Origin of the sequence: Streptomyces sp. NBC_00028 (assembly GCF_045041065.1) — a bacterium.
In the GTDB taxonomy this organism is placed as follows: Bacteria; Actinomycetota; Actinomycetes; order Streptomycetales; family Streptomycetaceae; genus Streptomyces.
On record NZ_CP108293.1, the window covers coordinates 9,439,309 to 9,457,596 of the forward strand.

The 18,288-nt window shown below is 71.2% G+C and carries 18 protein-coding genes; 8 read left to right on the forward strand and 10 right to left on the reverse strand.

All coding sequences use genetic code 11. From position 1 onward, the window contains the following. Positions 1–123 precede the first annotated feature (123 nt). Positions 124–519, reverse strand: coding sequence for a molybdopterin-binding protein (locus OG885_RS42790; RefSeq protein ID WP_399965216.1), 396 nt, complete (start codon positions 517–519; stop codon positions 124–126). Positions 520–614: 95 nt separating this feature from the next. Further along, positions 615–1,370 (reverse strand): helix-turn-helix domain-containing protein, encoded by a 756-nt coding sequence (locus OG885_RS42795; RefSeq protein WP_405742048.1) that lies wholly within the window; start codon positions 1,368–1,370, stop codon positions 615–617. An 86-nt stretch (positions 1,371–1,456) separates the two neighbouring features. On the opposite strand from OG885_RS42795, the gene OG885_RS42800 reads away from it, so the two are divergent. From OG885_RS42800 to OG885_RS42810, 3 genes are all read left to right on the forward strand, one after another. Continuing rightward, positions 1,457–2,452 carry an LLM class flavin-dependent oxidoreductase gene (locus OG885_RS42800; RefSeq protein WP_405742050.1) on the forward strand — a complete coding sequence of 332 codons (996 nt, stop codon included), beginning with the start codon at positions 1,457–1,459 and terminating at the stop codon, positions 2,450–2,452. Continuing rightward, the gene (locus tag OG885_RS42805) at positions 2,445–3,353 is read left to right on the forward strand and encodes an aminoglycoside phosphotransferase family protein (protein WP_405742052.1); all 909 of its coding nucleotides are present in this window, start codon (positions 2,445–2,447) and stop codon (positions 3,351–3,353) included. Before OG885_RS42800 ends, OG885_RS42805 begins: the two co-directional genes overlap by 8 nt. 82 nt (positions 3,354–3,435) lie before the next feature. Then, entirely contained in the window at positions 3,436–3,966 is a 531-nt protein-coding gene (locus tag OG885_RS42810; protein ID WP_405742054.1) for a hypothetical protein, read from the forward strand. Here OG885_RS42810 and OG885_RS42815 read toward each other — a convergent pair. The 6 genes from OG885_RS42815 to OG885_RS42840 form a co-directional block, all read right to left on the reverse strand. Then, positions 3,924–5,114: a cytochrome P450 gene (locus tag OG885_RS42815; RefSeq protein ID WP_405742056.1), complete on the reverse strand. Its 1,191-nt coding sequence runs from the start codon at positions 5,112–5,114 to the stop codon at positions 3,924–3,926. The two genes, OG885_RS42810 and OG885_RS42815, sit on opposite strands and share 43 nt — an antisense overlap. A 136-nt stretch (positions 5,115–5,250) precedes the next feature. Continuing rightward, positions 5,251–6,474: a metallophosphoesterase gene (locus OG885_RS42820; protein ID WP_405742057.1), complete on the reverse strand. Its 1,224-nt coding sequence runs from the start codon at positions 6,472–6,474 to the stop codon at positions 5,251–5,253. A gap of 70 nt (positions 6,475–6,544) precedes the next feature. Further along, positions 6,545–8,206 (reverse strand): FAD-dependent oxidoreductase, encoded by a 1,662-nt coding sequence (locus OG885_RS42825; protein WP_405742059.1) that lies wholly within the window; start codon positions 8,204–8,206, stop codon positions 6,545–6,547. Positions 8,207–8,243: 37 nt separating this feature from the next. Next, positions 8,244–9,158 (reverse strand): diiron oxygenase, encoded by a 915-nt coding sequence (locus OG885_RS42830; protein WP_405742061.1) that lies wholly within the window; start codon positions 9,156–9,158, stop codon positions 8,244–8,246. Between the two features lie 536 nt (positions 9,159–9,694). Further along, complete coding sequence (locus OG885_RS42835) at positions 9,695–10,201, reverse strand: SRPBCC family protein (protein ID WP_405742062.1); 507 nt, start codon at positions 10,199–10,201, stop codon at positions 9,695–9,697. A gap of 127 nt (positions 10,202–10,328) precedes the next feature. Next, positions 10,329–10,751 carry a DUF6003 family protein gene (locus tag OG885_RS42840; RefSeq protein ID WP_405742064.1) on the reverse strand — a complete coding sequence of 141 codons (423 nt, stop codon included), beginning with the start codon at positions 10,749–10,751 and terminating at the stop codon, positions 10,329–10,331. A 677-nt stretch (positions 10,752–11,428) separates the two neighbouring features. Here OG885_RS42840 and OG885_RS42845 point away from each other — a divergent pair. Both OG885_RS42845 and OG885_RS42850 read left to right on the forward strand, forming a co-directional pair. After that, complete coding sequence (locus OG885_RS42845; RefSeq protein WP_405742066.1) at positions 11,429–12,427, forward strand: mechanosensitive ion channel family protein; 999 nt, start codon at positions 11,429–11,431, stop codon at positions 12,425–12,427. A gap of 171 nt (positions 12,428–12,598) precedes the next feature. Continuing rightward, positions 12,599–13,432, forward strand: coding sequence for a calcium-binding protein (locus OG885_RS42850; protein WP_405742068.1), 834 nt, complete (start codon positions 12,599–12,601; stop codon positions 13,430–13,432). Between the two features lie 59 nt (positions 13,433–13,491). Here OG885_RS42850 and OG885_RS42855 read toward each other — a convergent pair whose 3' ends face one another. Next, a complete protein-coding gene (locus tag OG885_RS42855) occupies positions 13,492–13,962 on the reverse strand; it encodes a MarR family winged helix-turn-helix transcriptional regulator (RefSeq protein WP_405742070.1) in 471 nt (156 codons plus the stop codon). 202 nt (positions 13,963–14,164) lie between these two features. Here OG885_RS42855 and OG885_RS42860 point away from each other — a divergent pair, with 202 nt between their 5' ends. Then, positions 14,165–15,595, forward strand: coding sequence for a DHA2 family efflux MFS transporter permease subunit (locus OG885_RS42860; protein ID WP_405742072.1), 1,431 nt, complete (start codon positions 14,165–14,167; stop codon positions 15,593–15,595). A 141-nt stretch (positions 15,596–15,736) separates the two neighbouring features. Here the strand turns inward: OG885_RS42860 and OG885_RS42865 are convergent, their stop codons facing one another. After that, positions 15,737–16,195, reverse strand: coding sequence for a MarR family winged helix-turn-helix transcriptional regulator (locus tag OG885_RS42865; protein ID WP_405742074.1), 459 nt, complete (start codon positions 16,193–16,195; stop codon positions 15,737–15,739). A 63-nt stretch (positions 16,196–16,258) separates the two neighbouring features. Here OG885_RS42865 and OG885_RS42870 point away from each other — a divergent pair, with 63 nt between their 5' ends. Beyond that, positions 16,259–16,627: a VOC family protein gene (locus OG885_RS42870; protein WP_405742076.1), complete on the forward strand. Its 369-nt coding sequence runs from the start codon at positions 16,259–16,261 to the stop codon at positions 16,625–16,627. Between the two features lie 115 nt (positions 16,628–16,742). After that, complete coding sequence (locus OG885_RS42875) at positions 16,743–18,272, forward strand: toll/interleukin-1 receptor domain-containing protein (RefSeq protein WP_405742078.1); 1,530 nt, start codon at positions 16,743–16,745, stop codon at positions 18,270–18,272. The last annotated feature ends 16 nt before the right edge of the window (positions 18,273–18,288 follow it).

The window sequence follows — 18,288 nt, forward strand, 5'->3', positions numbered from 1 at the left end:
TGGATCTTCCATCCGAACACATCGCATGTGCGTTTGTACGGGACCGGTCCTCGGGGTCTTCGTCCCCGCCCGCCGCAGGGACCGCCTCCGCTTCCTGCTCGCCGTCACCCGCGACCGCCGTGGTCAGACGCGGTCGATATGTACGTTCGTCGACTTCACTCGGGCGGTGGCCTCCATGCCGACCTCCAGGCCGAGTTCCTCCACCGCTTCCCGGGTGAGCAGGGAGACCAGTCGGTGCGGACCGGCCTGGATCTCCACCTGTGCCGCCACGTCACCGAGTTTGATCGCGGTGACGATGCCGGGGAACGCGTTGCGGACCGACGTGGTGGAGACCTCCTCCTCACCGGTGCCGCCCTTGGCGAGCTCCACGGAGAACGCGGCCAGGTCCGCGCCGTCGATGAGCCGCTTCCCGCCCTCGTCGCGGTGGGTGGCGACCCGGCCCGCGTCCGCCCATCTGCGCGCGGTGTCCGGACTCACGCCGAGGAGACGGGCTGCCTGGCCGATTGTGTATGACTGCATGGGCGCCAAGATAGGTCAGGGGCCGCGGTGCGCCGTCGTAGGGCTCGATGGTGAGCGGGAAACCTTCCGCCGGCCCTCGCGCTCTCCCGGCATCCTCATGAATCGGTCGGCCAGGCCGCTGCGGCTGCCGCGAGAGCCTCCGCCGTCGCCGCGTCGGCCGGCAGGAACGCCTCCAGTTTGAGCTCGGCAAGGGTCACGTCGACGGCGGTGGCGAACGTGGTCACTGTCGTCATCAGACGCAACTCGCCGTAGGAGGACCGCAGATGGAGCGGCACCGCGAAACCGAGCGGCCCCGCGGTCGGCTCAGGCTCGGGAACGTAACCGGTGAGCTCGGCGTGCAACTCCTCCAAGTGGCCGAGGCGCACCAGGATGTGGCGCGCCCACTCGGCGAGGTTGAGGATCCGGGGGGCCAGGCCGTCGGGATGCAGCGCGAGGCGGTACATGTTTCTGCCCGGGCCCACCAGCTCGGGGGCGGCGCCTTCGGTGATCAGATCGAAGGCGGAGTTCGCGGCGATCAGGCGTCCGCCGCGGTCCAGGACCAGCGCAGGGTACGGCAGATGCCCGCGGAGGATGTGGTCGATCGCCGTGCGTACGGGGGCCAGCGCCGGATCGTCCAGTGAGCTCTCCGGGTAGGCGGGCGCGTACCCGGCGGCCAGCAGCAGCTCGTTGCGCTCCCGCAGCGGCAGCTCCAGCGACTCGGCCAGGCGCACCACCATGTTCCGGCCCGGAACGGACCTGCCGGACTCGATGAAGCTGAGGTGGCGCTGGGTGGTGCCCGCGCGCAGGGCCAGGTCGAGCTGGCTGACATGACGGCGGGTACGGCGTTCACGAAGCGCACGAGGGAAGTCCACCAGCAAGTTGTAACGGTGCCGAAGGTGAACAGGCCATTCCCCGCAGGGAATTGTCGGCACTCCCACCGGTCGCGAGTCTTGCCGGCATGGACATCGGTGTACTGCTTCCGACCGCAACCGCCCAGTGGGGCGCCGACGACGACGCCCGTGAGCTGATCGCTTTCGGCCGGCATGCCGAACGCGCGGGCTTCTCCTCGCTGTTCGTCAACGATTCCCTCATCAGCCCGCGCATCGAGGCGCTCACGATGCTGGCCGCACTCGCCCCGGCCACCGACACCGTCACACTGGGCACCGCCGCCCTGATGCCGTTCCTGCGCCGGCCGGTCCAGGCCGCGCAGTCACTCGCGTCGATCGACCTGCTGTCCGGCGGCAGGCTCACCGTGACCGTCGGCGCCGGTTTCCCGGGCAGATTCGGGCGGCCCCTCTACACGCTGTCCGAGCTGCCCTGGGAAAGGCGCTTCGCCCGCCTGGACGAGACGGTCGCGCTGTGGCGGGCCCTGTGGGACGGCGCCGACGCCTTCCATGGGGAGATCCTCCGGTTCACTGACATCCCGACCACGACCAGGCCGTTCCGAGCCGGCGGCCCACCTCTGTGGCTCGGCGGCGCGACACCCGCGGCACTGGCCCGCGCCGGCCGGCTGTACGACGGATGGCTGCCCTACCCGCCCGACCCCGCCGACTACGCATCCGGCCTCCACACCATCCACAAGGCAGCGGCCGACGCCGGACGGACGACCGAGGCCATCACCCCCGCACTGTTCGTCTCGGTACGGATCGACGACGACGTCGACTCCGGCCGCCAGGCACTGGACGACTACGCACAAGCCACCTACGGCATGCCACTGCGCGAACTGGAGAAGATCCAGGCCGTCGTCACCGGCTCCGAGGACCAGGTGCTGGAGCACCTGGCAGCGTACGTCGCCGCCGGCGCCCGGCACCTCGTCGTCCGCCTCGGCTGTCTGGACCTGCACGCCCAGCGCGACCAACTCGAAAGGCTCGCCGCCCTCATTCCCGCCGTACGCAAGTCCCGTCAAACCGCGTCCACTTCGGGGGGCTTGGGTACTGTGACGTCGCATGACTGACACCGACACCGTCGCCCACACCGAGATCACCGCAGATCTGGTACGTGCCCTGCTGAAGGAGCAACATCCTGACCTCGCGGGGTTGCCCCTGCGTGAGGTGGCGGGCGGCTGGGGCAACCAAATGTGGCGCCTCGGCGACGAGTTGGCCGTACGCATGCAACGTATGGATCCCACCCCGGAGCTCCAGCTCAAGGAACGCCGGTGGCTCCCCGTGCTGGCTCCGCGCCTGCCGCTCCCGGTGCCGACGCCGGTGCGGTTCGGCGAACCGTCCGAGCGCTTCCCCAAGCACTGGACCGTGATGACGTGGGTTCCCGGCGAGCCACTGGACCACGGCTCGATCACCCGCGGCGCCCACGCGGCCGACACACTGGCGCACTTCCTCCGGGCGCTCCATGTGCCGGCGCCCGCCGAGGCGCCGACCGGCAGAGACCGCGGCGCCCATCCCAAGCACTGCACGGACGGCTTCGAGCACTTCCTCCGGTCCGTCGCCGTCGACGACATCGCCGCCGAGGTCCGGGCCGTCTGGGACGACGCGGTCGCGGCCCCCGAGTGGGAAGGCCCGCCGGTATGGGTGCACGGCGACCTCCACCCCGCGAACGTGGTCGTCTCCGAGGGAACCCTCTCGGGCATCGTCGACTTCGGCGACATGTTCGCCGGCGACCCGGCGTGGGACCTCGCCGCGGCGTGGGTGCTGCTCCCCGCGGGCACGGCCGCACGGTTCTTCGACACGTATGCGCATGCGGACGACGCGGCGATCCGGCGGGCCCGCGGCCTGGCCGCGACGAAGTGCCTCTTTTTGATCCTCATGGGGCATAACGGCGACCGGGGCCTTCCCGGCGGCAAGCCGCACTGGGGACCGGTGGGCCGGGCGGCGCTGGAACGTGTTCTGCGGGGCATTTGACGAGCGCCCCTTCGAACCCGTTCGAGTCCGTTACGATCCGGCTGTGTCAGGACGTTCGCGAACCACGGAAGCCGAAGGCCCCGTGAACCGTCCGACGGGCTTCTTCGAACAGCCCGTCTGGACCGCTCTCGGGCTCCTGTTCGTGTGCGCCGGTCCCTTGATCCTGTTGGCCGGTCTCAACGGGTACGTCCCCGACGACGACAGGCGCGGTGTCGTCGTGACCGGCCTCATCTGGACCCCGCTGACCGTGGCCGTCCTGCTCCTGGCCGTCGTCGGCACCCTGCGGGACCAGCGTGTGTGGCACGACCTGGACACGGCCGGCGTGCGCGCCATGGGCAAGGTCACGTCCGCCGAGCACGTGTGGTGCAGTGAGGACGACCGCTGCACCAGGATCCGGATGCTGGTCACCGTGCCAGGCAGACCACCGCTCACGACAAGCCACCTCATCGCCGGGGAGCAGACCATCGAAGTCGGGACGACCATCCCGGTCGACGTCCATCCGACGCGCGATGTCTTCCGCCTGGTCACCGACCCGGCCGTGGGTGAAGCGAGCCCAGACCCTGAGGGGGGTCACCGACGGTCGACGGCCACGCGCAGTCCGCGAAGCACATAGCCGCCTATCTCGTCCTGGAACGTGACGCGGGGCGGGGTGAGCATGCGGATGCCGTCGAGGGCGAAGAGGTGGCCGAGGAAGACGTTGGTTTCCATCAGCGCGATGTCGCCACCGGGGCAGCGGTGCGGTCCGTCGCCGAAGGACAGGGCGGCCGCGTAACGGCCGGTTGTCGCCGACCTGCCGGGGCAGGCGGTCGTGGGGTCGTCGCCCATGGCGTCCGGGTCGGTGTTCGCCTCGTCCACGAAGATCTCGACGAGCGCGTCGCCGGGCACGGTGACCGGCCCGTCGGCACCCGGTATCTCCACCGCACCGGTGGTCCGCCGCTTCAGGCGGGCGACCGCGGGCTCCAGGCGCAGGAGTTCGTGCACCACCGCCAGGCGTTCGCTCTCGCTCCCGGCCAGATAGCGCTCGCGCAGCGCCTCGTCGGTGAACAGATGCCATGCGGCGACGCTGATGAACTCACGCGTGGTGACCATGCCCGCGGCGGCGTAGGTGAGGCATTCACCGAGGATCTCGGCACGGGAACACCCCTCGGCGATCAGATGGGAGATCAGGTTGTCCGCGGGCTGTTCACGGTGCGCCCGGACGGCCGGGCGGACGTCGGCGAGATAGATCCGCAGCCACTGGCTGTTCTGCCGCAGCAGCCAGTAGATCCCGTGCCAACTGGTCAGCCCGGGCCTGCCGAACTTCTCGGGGAAGAAGCGCTCCAGACGGCGCTGGATCCCGGGCCTGCTGTGCGTCAGACCGATCACCTCGCACGCCACGTCGATCGAGACGCCGAAGGTGAGGTCCTCCAGCCATGCCTCGCCCTCACTCCGCAGGGTGTCCAGGTGCCGGCGGGCGACGCGGTCGGCCAGGCCCCGGTAGTGCTCGTCCACGCGGCGCGGCGTGAAGTAGCGGGCGGTCTGTCGCCGGTGCTCCCGGTGCTGGGGCCCGTCGCGGTACAGCACCGGCCGCCGGATCCGGGCCGGCAGCTTCTCCACGGTCTCGATCCCGAGGCCCGCCTGCACGGTCTCAGTGCTGCGCAGAACGGCCCGTGCCGCCTCATAGCCGCGTATCCGCCAAGTACCGTCCTCCCCGCGGGCGATCGGGCAGACGGGGGTGGCGTGATCCCTGCGAATCTTGCGTACGTCCTCGGCCCGATCCATCGACAACTGCCTCCGTCGTCATGCGGGCGCCCCGCTGGGAGGAGCCCACTGCCCGGCACATGCGGCCAGAATCCAGGAGGGCAGGGCCCGCCGCCAGTAGTACTTCCAGAACTTCGTCGGCGGCCGGTGACCTCGCCTAGCGAGGAGCGGTGGGCTGCTGCGGCGAGCGCAGGACGAGCAGGGTGATCTCGCTGGGGGCGAAGACGCGGAACGGCGGGCCCCAGAAGCCGGTGCCGCGGCTGGTGTAGAGGAGGGTGCGGGCGCCGTGGTGGGTGAGGCCGGCGAGGGCGGGCTGATCGATCCGGACCAGGTGGTGGAAGGGCCAGATCTGGCCGCCGTGCGTGTGGCCGGAGAGCTGGAGGTCGATGCCCGCGGCGGCGGCCCGGTCGATGAACTTGGGCTGATGGGCCAGGAGCAGAACGGGGAGATCGGGGTCGGCGCCGTCCAGGGCACCGGCGAGGTGGGCGCGGTGGCCGACGAGTCCGGAGGATTCGGCGGTGACGTCGTCCACGCCCGCGACCACGAGGGTGTCGCCGCCGCGTTCGAGCAGCAGATGGCGGTTGCGCAGCGGCTCCCAGCCCAGCTCGTCCATCAGGTCGACCCAGCCCTGGGCCTCGCTGTAGTACTCGTGGTTGCCGGTGACGTAGACCCGGGCCCGGCCGGCCTTCACGGTGCCGAGCGGGGCGGCCTGCGCGCGGCGGCGTTCCGCCGTGCCGTCCGCGATGTCGCCGGTGTGGCAGACCAGGTCCGCCTCCAGGGTGTTGACCACCTCGCAGACCCGCGCCGACCAGCGGGCGCGGTCGAGGGGTCCGTAGTGCGTGTCGGTGATGAGAGCGACGCGGGTGCCGTCGAGCCCCGCCCCCAAGCGCGGGAGCGTCACGTCCAGTTGACGTACCCGGGGCACGCGGCGGGCCTCGTAGTACCCCCAGCCGAGCAGCACGGCGCTCACGCCGAGGACGGTCCAGGCCACGATGCGGGCCCGATCCTGTCCGTCGCCGACACCGGCCACCGCGAGGGCCGGCCGGAGCAGGACGCCGAGCAGCACGGACCAGGTGAACAGGACCCAGCTGCCGCCCAGCAGGGAGTCGCCCAGGATCGCCGCCCGGTCCTGCTGGCGCCGGCCGTGGCCGCGCACCATCGCGAGCGGCATGGCGACCAGACCGACGCCGAACACGGCGGTGCCGGCGGTCAGGACCGGCAGCGGCCAGTCCTGACCGCCGTACAGCAGCACCCAGCAGGGCACGGCCCACAGCAGGACGGGGGCGATCAGGGGGAGGTAGCGCATCAGGCGGAGCAGCGGGCTCGGTCGAGCCGCTCGCGCGGAACCGTCTGCGGGTCGGGTGTCGCTGGTGTCGGTCACGCTGCTCCTCCTGCTGTCCTGTCCGCCACATGATGCCTCTTGCGGTGTCGCAGGTGGACGGCGGAGTGGGTCAGCGCCTCGCGCGGCGGCGGGAGGCGGTGATGAGTTCGCCGACGGTCGCGAGTTTGGTACGAGGCCTGCCGTCGCCGTCACCGAGGGCGCGTTCCGCCCGGTCGATGGCCGCCATGCCGCGGGCGTCCACGACATGCGGGGCCCGACGCCGGGCCAGACGCGCGAACGCCTTGGCCGGAGGCGTCGGCCGGGGCAGGGCGCCCTCGATCGCGTCGGCGATCAGTGTGCCCACCGTCTCGGCGGCGCAGGTGCGGTTGGCGCCGATGCCGCCCGACGAACCACGCTTGATCCACCCCACGACGTAGGTTCCGGGCAGGCCGGTCACCCGGCCCCCGTCGTGTGGGACGGTCCCGGTCGCTTCGTCGAACGGCAGCCCCGGCACCGGTGTTCCCCGGTAGCCGATGGCGCGCAGGACCGTCGAGGCGGGGAGTAGGACCTCGCCGCCGGTACCGCTGACCCGGACAGCGCTCACGGCCGAGGCGGGGCCCTCACCCTCGGCTCCGACGATCTCCCGCGGTTCGGAGTGGAAGCGCAGCACAATGCGCCTGCCCTCGCCGGGCGTTTTGGACCAGTCGACCTTCTCGCGCGGCACCTCCCGCAGCAGGGCCGCGAGTTCGCCCGGCGCGGCCGAGTCGATCGCCGCGCCCACGCGAGGATCGTGGTCGTCGACGACCAGTCGTACGCCCGGGAGTTGGGCGAGCGCGAGGAGTTCGGGCCGGGTGCAGGCCGCGTCCTCGGGTCCGCGGCGGCCCAGGAGCACGACCTCGCGGACGGCGGAGTCGCGCAGGGCACGCAGGGCGTGGTCGGCGATGTCGGTGGCGGCGAGCCGCTCGGGGTCGCCGGTGAGGATGCGGGCGACGTCGAGGGCGACGTTGCCGTTGCCGACCACGACGACACGCTCGGCGGACAGGTCGATCGCGTCGGGCGCCACGTCGGGATGGGCGTTGTACCAGGCGACGAAAGTCGTCGCGGACACACTGCCGGCGCGGTCCTCGCCGGGGATGCCGAGGCGCCGGTCGGTGGCGGCGCCGACCGCGTAGACCACCGCGTCGTGGTGGGCGGACAGCTCCTCGGCGGTCACCTGCTCCCCGACCCCGAGGCCCAGCAGCATCCGCACCCGGGGGTGGTCGTGGAAGCGGGCGAAGGTGTCGCCGATCTTCCTGGTCGTCGGATGGTCGGGAGCGACGCCGTACCGCACCAGTCCGCCGGCCACCGGCAGCCGGTCGATCAGCGTGACCTCCGCGTTGGTGTGCAGCAGCAGATCCTGGGCGGTGTACATACCGGCCGGTCCCGTGCCGACGACCGCCACCCGCAGCGGTCGGAAGTCGGCGGGCAGGGCGCGCTCGAACGAAGGTCGGTCCCACACATGGAAGTTGGGACTGCCCGCCGCCGGCGCGGGCGCCGGGGTGCCGTCGAAGTACGCGGCGTTGATCTCGGCGTACGCCTTCTGCGGACCGGTCAGCCGGTCCACGGGGAAGATCGCGTCCACCGGACAGGCGTCCGCGCAGGCACCGCAGTCGATACAGGCCCTGGGGTCCACATGGAGCATCTCGGTGCTGCCGAACTCCCGCTCCTGTGGCGTGGGGTGGATGCAGTTGACCGGGCAGACGGCGACGCAGGTCGCGTCGGCGCAGCAGGTCTGGGTGATCGCGTAGGTCATGGTGTCCGCTCTGCTCGGCAACGCTGCCGGGGGTCGGTCAGATCAGGTGAGCACGCTTGTAGAAGGCCAGGGCGGGCCTGGTCAGCAGGCCGGCCGAGGCGAGGAACTCCATCAGCCCGGCGCAGCTGGAACGCAGCATCGCCTTGTGGTGCTCGTTGCCGCGGGCCTCGGCGATGGCTCGCTTCGCGTCCAGTCCCGCGTTGGCGTACACGGCCTTGTTCACCATGCTCGTGACGATGACGTACGCCGCCACCGCGATCACGAACGCGTGGATCCGCCGACGCACGCGGCCCGCCTTCGCCAGATGGCGACGGGTCTCCTCACGCGCGAACTTCATGTGGCGGGACTCCTCGACCACATGGATGTTGTTGATGGTGCGAACGAACGGCACGACCCGCTCGTCCCGCATCCAGTCGCGCTGCATGACGTCCAGGACCTCCTCGGCGACGAGGATCGCGGCGTAGGCGGCCTCGCCGAACGCCAGGGTCTTGAACGCCCTGCCCAGTTCGACCGCCACCCGGTGCGGCCGGTAGGCCGGGGCCCGGAGCTTCTTGGCACCGCGGGCGAACATGATCGAGTGCCGGCACTCGTCCGCGATCTCGGTGAGGGCCCACTGGACCGTCTCGTCCGTCGGGTCCTTGGCGTAGACGTCCCGCAGGATGAGCTGCTGGAGGATCATCTCGAACCAGATGCCGGTGCTGGCGACCGAGGCGGCCTCCTGCCTGGTCAGCTCCTTGCGCTGCGCCTCGGTGAGCTCGGCCCAGTACGACGTCCCGTACAGGGTGCTCCACTCGGGGCTCGCGCCGTGGAAGTCCTCGTCCAGCGGCGTGTCCCAGTCCACCTCGCTCAAGGGGTCGTAGGACAACTGCTGGGCCGAGTCGAGCAGTCGGCCGGCGACTTCAGCGGCCTGGACATCTCGCTCGGCTCCCGACCGGACCGTGCTGCTTGCCATGCTCCCAACTCCTCGGTGTCGAGTGGCGTAAGGGCTCCGTCGTACGGGCGCGGGTGTCGCCGGCCCTTGTTAGACGGAACGTATAACAAGCACTCGCGCTGAGCCTACCCCCGGGTAAGTAAGAACCGTCGGGAGGTTCCGTGAGAGGGGTGTTGTCGGTGGCGCGTGCGACGCCGGGCTGCGCGGAACGGACGGATCGGACGGATCGGGCACAGGTCAGGCGCGGGCGGGACTGCGGCGCCGGCCGCGACGACGCCCGGCCCCGCGTGGACCAGGTCTACGGCGCACTGGTCGCGGACCCGGCGGAAAGGCGGCGCCTGGCCATCACCTGCGGACCCGAGCGTGAGCTGCGGGCGGTCGTGGAGCCGTGCACGGGGATACGGGCCACGGGCGAGACGGCCGGGTGCCGTATGCGAACTGGCGGGGGTCACTCCCCTGAGCGGGGTGGCGGGGGAGGTCGCGTGGAGTGCGGCCCGTACACCTTGGTGCGGGCCGCCGCGGTGGGCGCGGGGTGCAGGGAGCGGGTGCGGCTGCGCTCAGGCGCCCTTGGACTCCAGTTCACGCTTGAGGTTGCGCAGCGTCGTCTCGATGTTGCGGGCCTGGAACGCGGCGAACGTCCGGCCCGAAGTGGCCACCCGGTCGAAGGCGTTCGCCACGAACGTCGGCCACCAGCGCCGGTCGTCGGTCCAGATCTCCGTCACCCGGGTGCCCGCGTCGGCCGGCTCGAAGCGGTACTCCCAGGTGGCGATCGGCCCGCGCAGCCAGGGGGTGCGGACGCCGATCGCGTGGACGCGGAAGGCGAACCGGCGGGCGGGCTCGGCCGCGGTGACGGTGCAGCGGGTCACCCACCTGAACCGGCCGCGCTTGTTGCGTCCCGTGAAGACGCCGCCCACGGCTGCCGGGCCGCCTGCCGACGCCGCGGTCGTCCCCAGGTTCTCCGGGCTCCAACGGCCCATGTCCTCGGGGCGGCTCACCGCCTCGTAGGCGACCTCGGGGGTGACGTCGATGACCATGCTGCTGCTGACGGTGAACACTCGGGCCACTGCGCTGCCTCCCGCGGGGGATGAGGAAACCTGCACGGGCAGCCGCCCCACACGGAAGCTACCGTCCGGTAGTAAGCATGTCATGAACGCGCGGGAGGGTGCCTGGCCCACCCGATCGAGGGGACGGTCAACGGGCCATGCTCTTCACGACGGACAGCTCCTCTCCGGTCAACTCCGCGACACGGTGCGCCGGTACGCCCGCCGCCAGGGCCCGGGTGAGCAGCGCGTCGCGGCCGTCGACCCGGGAGCGGTAGGCGAGCAGTTCCTCCTCCAGCCGAGCGAGGTTCTCGGGTGCGAGGTGGTGGCGGACCCGGATCAGCTCCTCCTCGCCGAGGGGTACGGGGATCCGCTCGGCGTCCTCGGGGATGGCCGCCGTCTCCTCCGGCGGCACCAGGCGCAGATCCGGCGACGTCGCGGAAACACCCTGGGCCTGCAGCCACGCCCGTACGGCCGGGGTCTCCATACAGGCCGATTCACCGGCGGCCGCGGGCGGTACGCCGAGGTCGGGGGCCGTGTCGGTGATCAGGACGAGGTAGGCGTCGTCGGTCATCCTCGGGTTCCTCACGCGTGAAGGGGTGATGTTGACGGCGGCACAGATACCCGCGCACGGGCGTCTTACGTCTGCTCCGGCGGCGATGCTCGACGCCACGCGGGCCTTGGCCCGACCAGGGCTGGCCTGACCGGGGCTGGCCGGACCGGGGTCGGCCGGACCGGGACTGGCGCCCGGGGCTGGCCTGGCCAGAGCCGGGCCGATCAGAGCCGGGCTGGTGCTGGCGCAGGCCCGATCGGCGTCGGCCTGCTTGGCGCCGGCCCTGCCCCGGCCGGTCGGTGCCGGTCTGTAGGGCACCTGCCTGTCGCCGGCTCGGTCGGTGCCAGTTCGTCGGGACTACGTGCCCCCGACCCGTCCGGTGCCGGTCCGAGGGTGCCGTTCGTCTCCGTCCCGGCCCGCCAGGCGTTGGCGCGGCCCACCTCGGTCCGCTTGGCGTCGTCCCCGGCCCTCTACGCACCGGTGCGCCGACGAGTGACCGGCCGCCCCCCGCCCTGCACCACGCCTCCTCCACCCCGCAGCGCCCGCGCTCCACCCCACCCCACGCCCCACCGCGTCTCCACCCCGTCCGACGCCCCAATTGGCCACCCCGTCAGCCCTCCCGACGCCGAGGCTCATGCTTGCGCGCCGCGTGGGTAGGCGCCGTCGACGACATTCCGTAGCCGAGGAACGGAGACACCGTGCCGACGACACCCTCACCCGCCGGCCCAGCCCCGCACGCCGACCCCCAGCTCGCCGCAGGCTGGACGCACTGGTTCGGTGACCACACCGCCGCGCTGATCGAGATACCCCTGCGCATCGGGCTGATCATCGTGGTGCTGGCCGTGGTCCGCTGGGTGGCCGGGCGGGCCATCGCCCGGATCGTGCGCCATGTGCTGGAGCCCTCGTCGGGGGAGGACGAGCCCAGGACGCCGAGGCGCCGCGGGCGCGGGCTCGCCGTGCTGCATCGGGACCGCTCCCGGGCCCGGCAGCGCCGCGAGCAGCGGGCGCGCACCATCGGCACGGTCCTCGGCAGCGGCGTGACCATCATGCTGTCGCTGGTCGGCGTGGCCATGGTGCTCGACCAGGTCGGCATCGCGCTGGGACCGCTGCTGGCCAGCGCGGGCGTGGTCGGTCTGGCGATCGGCTTCGGCGCTCAGAGCCTGGTCGCCGACTACCTCTCCGGGCTGCTGATCATGATCGAGGACCAGTACGGCGTCGGCGACTCCGTGGACCTCGGTGAGGCCGTGGGTGAGGTCGAGCACGTAGGTCTGCGGCTGACGCATGTGCGCGACCTCGACGGCGGTCTGTGGCACATCCGCAACGGGGAGATCCTGCGGGTCCGCAACGACAGCCAGGACTGGGCACGGGCCGTCCTGGACATCCCCGTCTCCCACACGGCCGACCTGGACACGGTGCAGCGCGTGCTGGAGGAGACCGGCCAGGAACTGCGCCAGGACCCGGCGTTCACGGACCTGCTGCTGGAGGACCCGTCCGTGTGGGGGGTGCAGTCCCTGGACGCGGACGGCGTCGTCGTACGTCTCGCCGTCAAGACGGTTCCCCAGCAGCAGTGGGGCGTCACGCGGGAGTTGCGCCGCCGGGTCAAGGGCGCGCTCGACGAGGCCGGTATCGACATCCCGTTCCCGCAGCACACCGTCTGGCTGCGTACGGAGGACCGGGCCCGGGTCCCGGCGAACTGAACGCTTGGAGGCCCGGCCCGCTGGAGCACGGAGCGCGAAGGGGAAACAGGGCAACGATCCGGGCGGTTCGGTGGTCGTAGGAGGCGACAGGGACCCGTTCTTCCGTGCTTGCCGCCAACTGCCGTCGATCGAGCAGTGGTTGAGGGCACGGCGTATCTCCGTGGAGGACCGATGAGCCGATACGTCACGCCGAGAGGCGACAGACAGACCGGCGGGCAGATCTCCTCGCCCGCCCGCAGCACGGCAAGGCGTGGTGCGGTGGTGGGAGCTGTCGCCGTCGTGCTGGTGGGGGTGGGGGCTTCAGCCGATGCCGCGTCGGACACCTCGACCAGCGAGCCGGTGGTCAGCGGTGCGGTGGTCAACTCCGGGCATGACGTCATCGTGGGCATCACGCGCGACGTGACGTTCCCGGTCATGGTGACCGGCTCGGACGACTCCGGGTTGTCCTTCGTCGACGTGGACCTGAAGGGGCCTCACGGAGGCTTCTACACCACCGACGCGTACTGCGAGACTCCGACGGCCTGCACGACGGCGTTCACCGTCAACGCCCATCTGGCTCCCGGCAGCGACGATCCGGTGGACCTGGCCAACGCCAACGCGGGGACCTGGTCGGTGGACGCGTTGGCCGACGCGGTCGACGGCGGTTCCGTCTTCGCGCCCGGCGCAGGGTCGTTCGCCCTCAAGCGCGCCGCGCGGCTCACCGTCGACGCGGCCCCGGAACCGGTGGCGAAGGGCGCCCGTATCACCGTCACCGGCAAACTGGTGCGGGCCAACTGGGACACCTACCGGTACGCGGGGTACGCGGGCCGGGCGGTGAAGCTCCAGTTCCGCCCCAAGAACAGCAGCACCTACACCACGGTCGCGACGGTGAACACCAGCAGCACGGGCACGCTGCGCACCACGGTCAAGGCGGTCAAGGACGGCTACTGGCGTTGGAACTTCACCGGCTCCGCCACCACCGGTCCGGCCAAGGCCGCCGGCGACTTCGTAGACGTACGCTCCTGAACCGGCGTACGTCACGCACCACCCGTCATCCCTGCCCTCGTTTCGGCCGGCTCGCGTGACTAGCGATCATCGGTGGGCCGGGGGTGCCTCGGGGCAGCCTCGACCGTGTCGCGGATCCGGCCGAGCAGGGTGCGCAGGGTGGTGCGGTCCTCGGCGGTGAGGGCGCCGGTGGCCGTGCTGAGGGCCTCGCGGTCCAGGTCCTCCGCCTCCTGGTGGCGGGAGCGGCCCGCGTCGGTGAGGGCGAGGAGGTGGGCGCGGCGGTCGGTGGGGTGGGGCAGCCGTGCCACCAGACCGTCCCGCTCCAGGGCGTCGACCAGGCTGGTCGCGGTGCGGGCGGCGATGCCCAGCATGTCGCTGAGGTCGCGCATCCGCATCGGCTCGGCGGTGTGGGCGAGGAAGCGCAGGGCGCGCAGCCGTGCCACGGAGGTGCCCTTCTCGGCCAGCCGTCCGTCGACGTAGATGCGCAGCCGCTGGGTGGTGGCGAACATCTCGTCGATCAGTGGATCGCTGCTGCCCGGTACGTCCCTCACCGTGGCTCCTGTCCTCGTCGGCATGTCTTCACGGGCCACAACTGCTGTGCGCCGCGTGTCCGTTCCTATCGCATGCGGGCGGCGGACCGTCGGGCGACCGGCCGTCGCCGGTGCGGCGGGAGGCTCCAGAACCACTGCACGGAACACCGCAGGAAACACCGCAGGAAACACTGAGGTTACTCATACTGAGTATGCTCAGCATGTGTCCGTACGTCTCAACCAGCGCATCGTCGTCCCCATCGTCTGTGTGGTCACCGCGTTCATGTCCATCGTGGACGGAGCCGGGACCACTGTCGCCCTGCCCTCGATCGGACGGGACTTCGGGCTCGCCACCGCGGGCCTGGACGCCGTCGTCGTGGTCTACCCCGTCTGTGTCGGCCTGGCCGTCCCCGTCTCGGCGTGGCTCGGTGACCGCTTCGGCGGCCGGAGCACGGTACTCGTCTCGTTCGCCGTCTTCACCCTCGCCTCCGGGCTCTGTGGCGCGGCCGGCTCGCTCGGCGAACTCGTCGCCTGGCGCGCCCTCCAGGGCCTGGCGGCCGGCATTCTGCTGCCGGTCACCGCCGCCCTGCTCTACCGCACCTTCAGCCTGTCCGAGCAGGTCAAGGTCTCCCGCTACATGATCATCCCGCAGCAGGTGGCACCCGCCCTGGCTCCGATGGGGGCCGGCTGGCTCGTCGACCACCTGTCCTGGCGCTGGGTGTTCTACGCCAACCTCCCGATCGGCGCCGCGGTCCTGGTCTTCGGGCTGCTCTTCCTCGACCGGCACCGGGACCACGCCCCCGGGCGCCTCGACGTGCCGGGGCTGGTGCTCACCGCGTTCGGCACCGCGGGGCTGATGTTCGGTGTCAGCGAGGGCGCCGAGATGGGCTGGGGGAGTCCGCTGGTGCTGTCCGCGCTGATCGGCGGCGCGGTTCTGCTGGCGGCGGCCGTGGCGGTCGAGCTGCGGGTGTCCGAACCCGCCCTGCGGGTCCGCCTCTTCGCCGACCGGCTGTTCCGCGACACCAACATCACGGCCTTCATCGGCTTCATCGGGTTTATGGGGGCGATGTTCCTCGGCCCGCTCTTCCTCCAGGAGGGCCTGGGGCTGAGCGCCTGGGAGTCCGGTTCCGCCACCTTCGCCGAGGCCCTCGGCGTGCTGCTCACCGTCCAGCTCGTCGGCCCGCTCTACGCCAGGGTCGGCCCGCGCCGCATCGCCGGCTGCGGACTGCTCGGGGTGGCGCTGGTGCTGGTCGCCTTCTCCCGGCTGGACGCGGAGTCCTCGCTGTGGGCGTTCCGGGGGCTGATGTTCCTGCTCGGCGCGGCCATGGGAGGGGTGTTCATGCCCACCACCGTCGCCTCGTTCACCGCCATAGCGAAGGCCGACGTCTCGCACGCCTCGACCCTCAACACCGTCGTACGGCAGGCCGCCAATGCCGCCGCCCCCGCGGTGGTCACCGTCGTGCTGGCCTCGGCCACCGCGGTCGGCACGGGCGCCGAAGCCCATCCGCCCGTCTCCGCCTTCCAGCACGCCTATCTCGTGCTCGCGGCCGTTTCCGCCGTCGCCGCGCTGTTCGCCTTCACCATGCCGGACCGTGCGGCCCGCATCGCCGCGTCGGCCCAGCCGGCCACGCGGCGGGAGGCGGTCGACGCCTGACCGCCTCCGGCGCACCGCGAGCGCGCCCCCTTCTGCGGGGAAGGCGCGACTCGCGGTGCCCGCGGGCGGCTGTCCGAACGGGACGGGACAGCGACTCGTGGTGCCCGCGCGACCGGGACGGGATGCGCGCCGTGGGGCGGGCTAGGTCTCCTTGCCGTCGCCGCGCAGGGAACGCACCATGCCCTGGAGGATCCGGAACGCCTGTGCCTGCTCGGCATCGGTCAGCTCGGCCAGCATCCTGGCCTCGACGGACCGGACGGCCGCGCTCGCCTGCTCAAGGCTTCGTCGGCCGCGAGGTGTGAGCCGCGTGGGAAGTGCCTTCCCAACGGGCGCTTCCGCGGGCCTGCTCACGTAACCGTCGCGTTCCAGGGCCTGGAGCAGCACATTCATGGTCTGCCGTGTGACGAACGCGCCCCGCGCCAGCTCGGAGTTCGACAAGCCCGGCCGCTGCGCGAGCAGTTCGAGGCAGGAGTAGTGCGTCACGTTCATCCCGAGCGGCCGCAGCACGTCCTCCATGGCCGTGCGCAGGGCGCTCGACGCTTCCTTGAGCAGGTAGCCCAGTGACGTCTCCAGGTCGACGCCGACACCTTCTTGACTCATGTCAGTATTCTGACATAGCTTGCGGCGTGTCAGAAAACTGACACGACCGTAAGGAGTCTCATCATGCCCGTCACCGGCCCCGACTTCATCTCGCTCCAAGTACGCGACCTCGACGCGTCGCAGGCGTTCTACGAGCAGTACCTCGGCGTCGTCCGTTCACCGGCCGGCCCGCCGCACGCCGTCGTCTTCGAGACGAAGCCGATCGCGTTCGCGCTGCGCGACATCGTCCCCGGCACCGACCTCGCATCCGTCGCCCAGCCCGGCATCGGTGCCGCGATCTGGCTCCACGCCACCGACGTCCAGGCCATCCACGACGCACTCGCCGCCGACGACCACACCATCGTCGGCGCACCGATCGACGGCCCCTTCGGCCGGACCTTCACCTTCGCCGACCCGGACGGATACCGGATCACCCTTCACGACCGCGCCTGACACTTTCGGTGCCCGCCGGCCTGCTGCCCCTTCCCGTAGCGGTTCGGCACCAGTCCCGCCCGATGGCGTGGGCATACGACGAAACTCAACTCGGGACTATCGGTACCGTGTTGGTATGGCTGAGTCTCCGGTGGTCTTCGTCTCGCACACGGTCCGGGATCACCGGGATCACGATCTCGCGCACCGCCTGGCCGAGGGGCTCGCACAGCGGGGCGTCAGGGCATGGATCGCGCCGGACGATGTGCCGATCGGCGCGGACTGGCAGGAACAGCTGGTCTCGGCCCTGCTCCAGCAGTGCACGCACTTCCTGGTCATCCTCTCCGCGGCGAGCGCTGACGCGGAGTGGGTCCGGGCCGAGATCGACCTGGCCAGACGGCGACGCGAGAGCGATCCCTCTTTCGCAATCCTGCCTCTGGTGGTCGGCGACCAGCGGCACGAGTTCCTCGACCGTTTCCAGCGGATCCCCTATCAGCACGATGTGCCCGAGCAGCTGGCGCTCGTCCTCGACGCCCTGGACCTTCCGGCGGAGCCGCCGGCGAGGGTGGCGGAGCTGACCGAACACTTCGTCGGCCGGGAGAACGTGTTCGCCGCCTTCGACGCGTTCCGGGCCCGCCAGGACCGGGGGCTGTTCACTGTCGTGGGCGACCCGGGGGAGGGCAAGAGCGCGATCTGCGCGGAGTTCAGCCGACGCACTGGCTGTGTTGCCCACTTCAACCTCCGGGCCGAGGGTGATCATCGCGCCCTGGGCTGCGCGGTCAACGTCCGCGCGCAACTGGCCGAGCGGCTCGATGTGACGCTGCCCAGGCCGCCGGCCGGCGTCGCCGAACTCCCCGCGTACTGGACGCGGTTGCTGGAGGCCGCGGCTCGGGCGGGCGAACCGCTCATCATCGCTGTGGACGCGTTGGACGAGGTGGACCTGTCCGACCACCCGGACGGCACGAACGTGCTGTTCCTGCCCGAATCGTTGCCGCGCGGCGTGTACCTCCTGCTGACGCGTCGGCGCACCACGGTGCCGTTGGTCAACCGGGCGCCACAGCAGACCTACGACCTGGGAACGCACCGGGACGAGAGCCGGGCCGACGTCGTGGAGTACCTGCGGCGCGCGGTGACACGGCTGGACCTCACACCATGGATCGACGAGCAGCAGGGTCTCGACGAGGAGGGGTTCGTCGAGACCCTTGCGGACAAGAGCCAGTGCAACTTCATGTACCTGCACTACGTCCTTCCGCAGATCGAAGGCGGCACGTACCGCGCGGTGGACGTCACGGAGTTGCCCGAGGGCCTACAGGGCTACTACCAGGACCACTGGCGGCGGATGGGCATGCAACAGCAGCCTCTGCCCCGCAGGAAGATCCACATCGTGTACGTCATGTCGGAGCTGTCGCGGCCCGTGTCGCGGACGTTCCTCGCCGATCTCCTGCGCGAGGACCCCACGGACGTCCAGGCGGTCATCGAGGAGTGGCAACAGTTCCTGCACGTGGGCCATGCCCACGGTGGGCCCGTCTACAGCATCTATCACGCGAGCTTCCTGGACTTCCTGCACGACAGGGAGATCGTGCGGGCCGCCGGGGAGTCGATCACCCGGATCAACGAGGAGATCGCCGACCGGCTCTACGCCGACCTGTTCGGGGTCGACGATGCGTGAAAACCGGCCACGTCTG

What these genes read in the sequence shown, in the direction of transcription:
- OG885_RS42790 (WP_399965216.1), bottom strand. Translation starts at nt 519, where the DNA reads ATGCAGTCATACACAATCGGCCAGGCAGCCCGTCTCCTCGGCGTGAGT.
- OG885_RS42870 (WP_405742076.1), top strand. Translation starts at nt 16,259, where the DNA reads ATGCCCGTCACCGGCCCCGACTTCATCTCGCTCCAAGTACGCGACCTC.
- OG885_RS42800 (WP_405742050.1), top strand. Translation starts at nt 1,457, where the DNA reads ATGGACATCGGTGTACTGCTTCCGACCGCAACCGCCCAGTGGGGCGCC.
- OG885_RS42875 (WP_405742078.1), top strand. Translation starts at nt 16,743, where the DNA reads ATGGCTGAGTCTCCGGTGGTCTTCGTCTCGCACACGGTCCGGGATCAC.
- OG885_RS42850 (WP_405742068.1), top strand. Translation starts at nt 12,599, where the DNA reads ATGAGCCGATACGTCACGCCGAGAGGCGACAGACAGACCGGCGGGCAG.
- OG885_RS42805 (WP_405742052.1), top strand. Translation starts at nt 2,445, where the DNA reads ATGACTGACACCGACACCGTCGCCCACACCGAGATCACCGCAGATCTG.
- OG885_RS42815 (WP_405742056.1), bottom strand. Translation starts at nt 5,114, where the DNA reads ATGGATCGGGCCGAGGACGTACGCAAGATTCGCAGGGATCACGCCACC.
- OG885_RS42830 (WP_405742061.1), bottom strand. Translation starts at nt 9,158, where the DNA reads ATGGCAAGCAGCACGGTCCGGTCGGGAGCCGAGCGAGATGTCCAGGCC.
- OG885_RS42840 (WP_405742064.1), bottom strand. Translation starts at nt 10,751, where the DNA reads ATGACCGACGACGCCTACCTCGTCCTGATCACCGACACGGCCCCCGAC.
- OG885_RS42825 (WP_405742059.1), bottom strand. Translation starts at nt 8,206, where the DNA reads ATGACCTACGCGATCACCCAGACCTGCTGCGCCGACGCGACCTGCGTC.
- OG885_RS42865 (WP_405742074.1), bottom strand. Translation starts at nt 16,195, where the DNA reads ATGAGTCAAGAAGGTGTCGGCGTCGACCTGGAGACGTCACTGGGCTAC.